At 44.0% G+C, this 5,331-nt stretch carries 3 protein-coding genes and 1 pseudogene; 3 read left to right on the forward strand and 1 reads right to left on the reverse strand.

Annotated elements, in window-relative coordinates; translation table 11 throughout:
• The 3 genes and pseudogenes from Q0C19_RS10810 to Q0C19_RS10820 form a co-directional block, all read left to right on the forward strand.
• A pseudogene (locus tag Q0C19_RS10810) lies at positions 1 to 226 on the forward strand (ATP-dependent RNA helicase RhlE); the annotation flags it as partial.
• Between the two features lie 86 nt (positions 227 to 312).
• Complete coding sequence (locus Q0C19_RS10815; RefSeq protein WP_295055885.1) at positions 313 to 2,577, forward strand: diguanylate cyclase; 2,265 nt, start codon at positions 313 to 315, stop codon at positions 2,575 to 2,577.
• A gap of 95 nt (positions 2,578 to 2,672) precedes the next feature.
• A complete protein-coding gene (locus tag Q0C19_RS10820; protein ID WP_295055887.1) occupies positions 2,673 to 4,310 on the forward strand; it encodes a methyl-accepting chemotaxis protein in 1,638 nt (545 codons plus the stop codon).
• Between the two features lie 52 nt (positions 4,311 to 4,362).
• Here the strand turns inward: Q0C19_RS10820 and Q0C19_RS10825 are convergent.
• The coding region (locus Q0C19_RS10825) for a methyl-accepting chemotaxis protein (protein ID WP_295055888.1) at positions 4,363 to 5,331 on the reverse strand (969 nt) is incomplete at its 5' end.

Raw genomic sequence — 5,331 nt, forward strand, 5'->3', positions numbered from 1 at the left:
GATTGAAAAACTGATCAATAAAAAGCTCGACAGCACTATTGTCGAGGGGTACGAACCGGATCCTTCGATCAAAGCCGAACCGATCCAACGCGGTCGAGGCGGTGCAGGGGGAGGCGGCGGAAACCGTGGCGGAAACGGCGGCGGTGACCGTGGCGGTAAACCGACACAAAAGCGTGATAGCGGACGTCACGAACCTAAGCGCCGCGATAATGATCGACGCCACTAAAAAGATATTCACTTAAGGAAAAGTTTTATCTTTTGCACAGTACAATAAATAAAAGACTCTTTTGCGAATAGAAGGTTGGTTAGCGGATGGTGTTTCGAGGTTTTCTTTTTTTTATCGGTTTAATCACCGTTTTAAGCGGTTCAACCCTCGAAAAAATCTCTGTTCAGCTCGATTGGAAATATCAGTTTGAGTACGCCGGATATATTGCTGCAAAAGAGAAAGGCTATTATAAAGAGGCCGGATTAGACGTTGAACTGCGCGAATATCAGGAAGGTTCCGATGTCGTTTCGGATGTTTTGAACGGCAAAGCGAATTACGGTATATACAACAGCAGTGTTGTAGTTGAAAACGGTCTTCTTCGGCCTATCGTCCTTATGGCTACCTATCTGCAACACTCTCCCTTAGTCTTTGTCACCCAAAAAGGGATAAAAAATCCCGCTGATCTAATCGCTAAAACGATTATGGGAACGAATAACGAACTCAAACACAGCTCATTATCGCTGCTGTTATCCCATTTTGATATCACCTCTTCCAATAGCCGTTTTGTCAATCAAACCTTCAGTATCGAACCGTTTATTCGTCATGAAGTCGATGCCATGAGTGTGTATCGCTCCAATCAGCTGTACGATCTTGATCGGCTCAAAATCGCCTACGATATCATCGATCCGGCAGAGTACGGATTTGTAGTGAATGCGGGAAACCTCTTTACCTCCCGCCAAGAGGCGATTGAACATTCGCAGCGGGGACAAAATTTTATTGATGCAACCAATCGGGGCTGGAAATACGCCCTAGAGCATCCGCGTGAGATGATAAAGATTCTAAAACAGAAATACGGAGTAAAAAAATCCCCCGAAGCGCTAGCGTATGAAGCGACAGTGATTCAAAAGCTGATGATGTGTGATCTGTATAAAATCGGGGAGACAAACGGTGAATTTACCCAACGTCTGTACAAACAACTCCTTCATGCCGGAATGATTCATCAAGATCAGAAATTAGGTCAGTTTTCATTTCAAGATATTGCTTCCAGTACGAAAAATAGTTTTCAATTGACGGAGGCCGAAAAAAACTATCTTCTACAAAAGAAAAAAATCACGATGTGTGTCGATCCCGAATGGTATCCGCTTGAAGCAATCAGAGAGGGAAAACATATCGGTATCGCTTCGGACATTATCAAAAGTTTTGAGTCTAAACTTGGGATACCTATCGAACTGGTTCCGACGTCAACATGGAGTGAATCGTTGATGAATGCAGAAGCTCGTCAGTGCGATATTCTATCCATGGCTTCCAAAACGTCTGAACGAGAGAGATATTTGAATTTTACGTCGACTTATTTAGCACTTCCGTATGTTATGGTAACGACGATGGAAAAACCTTTTACCGAAAGTATAACCCTTCTCAGGGGAAAGAAAATCGGAGTCGTCAAAGGGTATGAAATAGTCAATCGATTAAAAAAACTTTACCCCGAACTTACTATTGTAGAGGTCGCATCGATCAGCGACGGACTAAAAAAGGTTGAAAGCGGGGAGCTTTACGGTTATATCGATAATCTTGTTGTCGCATCTTCGTATATACAAAAAGAATATACCGGCAGTTTAAAAGTTTCATTGCGCTTAGAAGAAAAAGATGAATTGAGCGTAGGGGTTCGCAATGACGAACCGAATCTCCATCATATTTTTGAAAAATTGGTGGTACATCTGGATGAGGCGACGATGCAAAAAAGCTATAATCGCTGGACATCGACGATTGAGCAGGTAGCATGGTTGGATCGTACCGTAATCGGTAAAATAGCGCTTGTACTCTTTTTTGTGGCGGCTGCGTTTATCTGGCGGTATACGCTTCTTAAGCGTTACAATACCCGTTTGCTCGAGCTCTCTACTACCGATAAACTGACCGGACTCTACAATCGTCAAAAAACCGATGAAAAACTGCTCGAAGAGCAGCATAAGGTAAACCGATACAGAGATTATCACTGCAGCATTATGCTGATTGATGTTGATTATTTTAAAACTATTAACGATACTTTAGGGCACCAAGAGGGGGACAAGGTATTGCGAGAGTTGGCGGAGGTGATGAATACGTCATTGCGCCAAACCGATATGATCGGACGATGGGGCGGAGAAGAATTTATGGTCATCTTATTCCATACCTCATTGCCTGAAGCGGCAAATGTGGCAGAGTATCTTCGTCATACCGTCAGTGAGTATCCATTTACGGATTTGTATCCGGTGACCATCAGTATCGGTGTCGGTGAATTCAAGTATTCTGAAGAGGTGCATGAATGTATCGGAAGGATAGACGCGGCACTTTATCTTGCAAAAGAGCAGGGGAGAAATACAGTCATAGTGACTTAATCATCTTCCGCAGTCTTTGATTGGAAAGCAAATAAAAATATTTTTAAACTAAATGTTGTATCATCCCTGTCACCATTTAAGAAAAAAGGCCAATAATGTTCAACAGCAGTTTACGAATAAAAATAATTGCAGCCACCCTTTTTATTGCAACGGTAGCGAGTTTATTATTCATGCTCTTTATCTATACCGTACAAAAAAATCTTTATATGGAGAATGTAGATAACAAACTGAAAGTGGCTGCACAGGCCGGTGAGCTTTATCTAGGGGATGATTTAGTGGATAAGTTCGATCAATCGCGCCCTATGACGCCTGATGAACATTTCAAATTGGTTAAAAAATTGAGCGACTATGCACACGAAAACGGTTTAGAATATATCTATCTGATGGTTCAAGAGGGTGGAAAAATCTATACGGTGGTGAGCAGTGCTACTGCCGATGAGCTTAAAACCAATGAGTATGACCCTTTTTATACCGAGTACGAAGCAAGTGAGGGGATTCAAAAAGGGTTTCAGGAAAATCACCGTTTTTATGAAGATACGTTTGATAAATACGGTAATTTTCGCTCCTATCTGCAGATAAACCGTTCTGCGGGCGGGAAATTGTACATGATCGGCGCCGATTTGAAAGTCGATAATATAAAAACGGCTCTTAACGCATTATTGATGCAGAGCCTATTGATATTTTTGGTTGCATTGGTGATAGCCGGGGTGATTTCGTGGTGGATTTCAGCCATTATTACCCGTCGTCTGAGCGATTTAACGCATCAGGTGGAAACGCTCTCCGAAAGTCTTGATCTGACGACGTCATTCGATGCAAACGGGAACGATGAGATCGCACGGTTATCAAACTCTTTGAATAAATTTCTATTAACCATCCGTACCGTTATTCTTCAAGCGGTGAATGTTTCCAAAGAGAATGTATCCCTCTCTTCCGAGACGGTGCAAGATGCCGGTGCCGTCATCATCAAAGTGACGAATACCAGAGGATTGGTTCATAAAAATCTTGAAGTCATCGGCTCTATCAGTGATCAGCTGCATACTATGTCAAGCTTGACCGATACCGTTGTCGATTCTTTGAATAAAGCGGATAATGAGCTGGAAATGACCAAAAAAAGTATTCATGCGGTAGCGGGAAGCGCAAAAGAGAGTGCGGCAAACGGAGAGATTATTTCCCAAAAACTTCGCTCTTTGGAAAACGAAGCGGCTCAAATCCGTACTATCCTCACGATCATCGGTGATATCGCCAACCAAACCAATCTTCTTGCCCTTAATGCCGCTATCGAAGCAGCCCGTGCCGGTGAGCACGGACGCGGATTTGCCGTGGTGGCTGATGAAGTACGTAAGTTGGCAGAGAAGACTCAATCAAGTTTGACCGATATTCGAGCTACAACCGAAGTAATTATCCAGTCGGTCGGTGATATTGCCGATAGCACGATTGCCTCTTCTGAGGGGATTATTGCCCTCTCTAAGAGCTCTGAAACATCCGAAGAGTTGGTCAGTGATGCGGCTGAAGCGATGCGCAACGCCATACGGACAATGAATGAAGCGCAGGCAAGTTATGCGACTCTCCAAAAACACGGAGAATCGGCTTCAGAACAGATGGCGAACATTGATCAAGATTCAATGACGAATATTGAAATTATGGAACGGATGGATCAAAAAATCAGCCGCTTGAATTCATTATCGTATGAGCTGGGAGAAAAACTTAGCTTTTGCAGAAAACATTCTCATTAAAGAGAAGAAGGAAGGGACTCTTTCCGGATATGGAAAGAGTAGAAATTTTTTATTACGTTCTGAATACAGAGATTTGAGCGGTGAGTTGTTCGGTCATTTGGTGCAGATGCTCAGCTGCGGCGGCAATCTCTTCAACACTACGTGCATTTGAGGTTGAAAGTTCATGAACATTACCGATTTTTAGGATAATCGATTCGGTGGTTGAAGCATTGTTTTGGGTATCGTTAGAGAGTTTTTCTATCGCATTGACGGTGTCGGCTAATGCCTCAACAGCCGTTTCCGTATGCTGATTGACTTCCTCAGAGGCGTCTGCCAGTGATTCAATACGTTTGGTGTTATGATTCATTTGATCGGTTATATCGTTGATTGACTGGACGATAACATTAACGGTTGCATTGGTCTCTACGAGACTCTTTTGGGTTCGCTCAGCGAGTTTGCGTACTTCATCGGCCACCACGGCAAATCCGCGTCCGTGCTCACCGGCACGGGCTGCTTCGATAGCGGCATTAAGGGCAAGAAGGTTGGTTTGATCGGCGATGTCGGCGATAACGGTGAGAACTTGTTTAACTTGGGATGCCTCTTGAGAAAGTGAGTTCAGTCGCTCATTGATCTCACCTTCCATCTGAACGGTAATAGAGAGCTGTTCGATGGTATTATGAAGAGCCGATTGCGCCTCTCGAAGAGTCTCGCGTGCTCCGAGCGCTTTTTCGCGTACACTTTGCGCTTCGATGGAGGAAGCTTTCATCGCCTCTTTCATTTGATCCGATTCTACGGTTGTTTGGGTGACGATTTTTGCTTCCTCTTCGGCGGCTCTTCCGATAGCAAGCGTTGTTGCGGAGAGCTCTGCCGACACAGAGAGATTTTCGCTAGAAGCCGAGCGGATCCCTTTGAACGCCTGGCGGAGAATACTGACCAGTTCATCGAGTTTATGGCTCATACGCGCAAGTTCATCGTTGCCGTTGATCCGGACAGAACGGGTAAAATCACGGTTTTGGGAAACCGTATCGATGGATTCTTCGAG

It is taken from the genome of Sulfuricurvum sp. (genome assembly GCF_023250475.1).
Taxonomy (GTDB): domain Bacteria; phylum Campylobacterota; class Campylobacteria; order Campylobacterales; family Sulfurimonadaceae; genus Sulfuricurvum.

Bases quoted from the DNA above. Each gene is read 5' to 3' on its own strand.
- Q0C19_RS10820 (WP_295055887.1), top strand. From the start codon at position 2,673: ATGTTCAACAGCAGTTTACGAATAAAAATAATTGCAGCCACCCTTTTT.
- Q0C19_RS10815 (WP_295055885.1), top strand. From the start codon at position 313: ATGGTGTTTCGAGGTTTTCTTTTTTTTATCGGTTTAATCACCGTTTTA.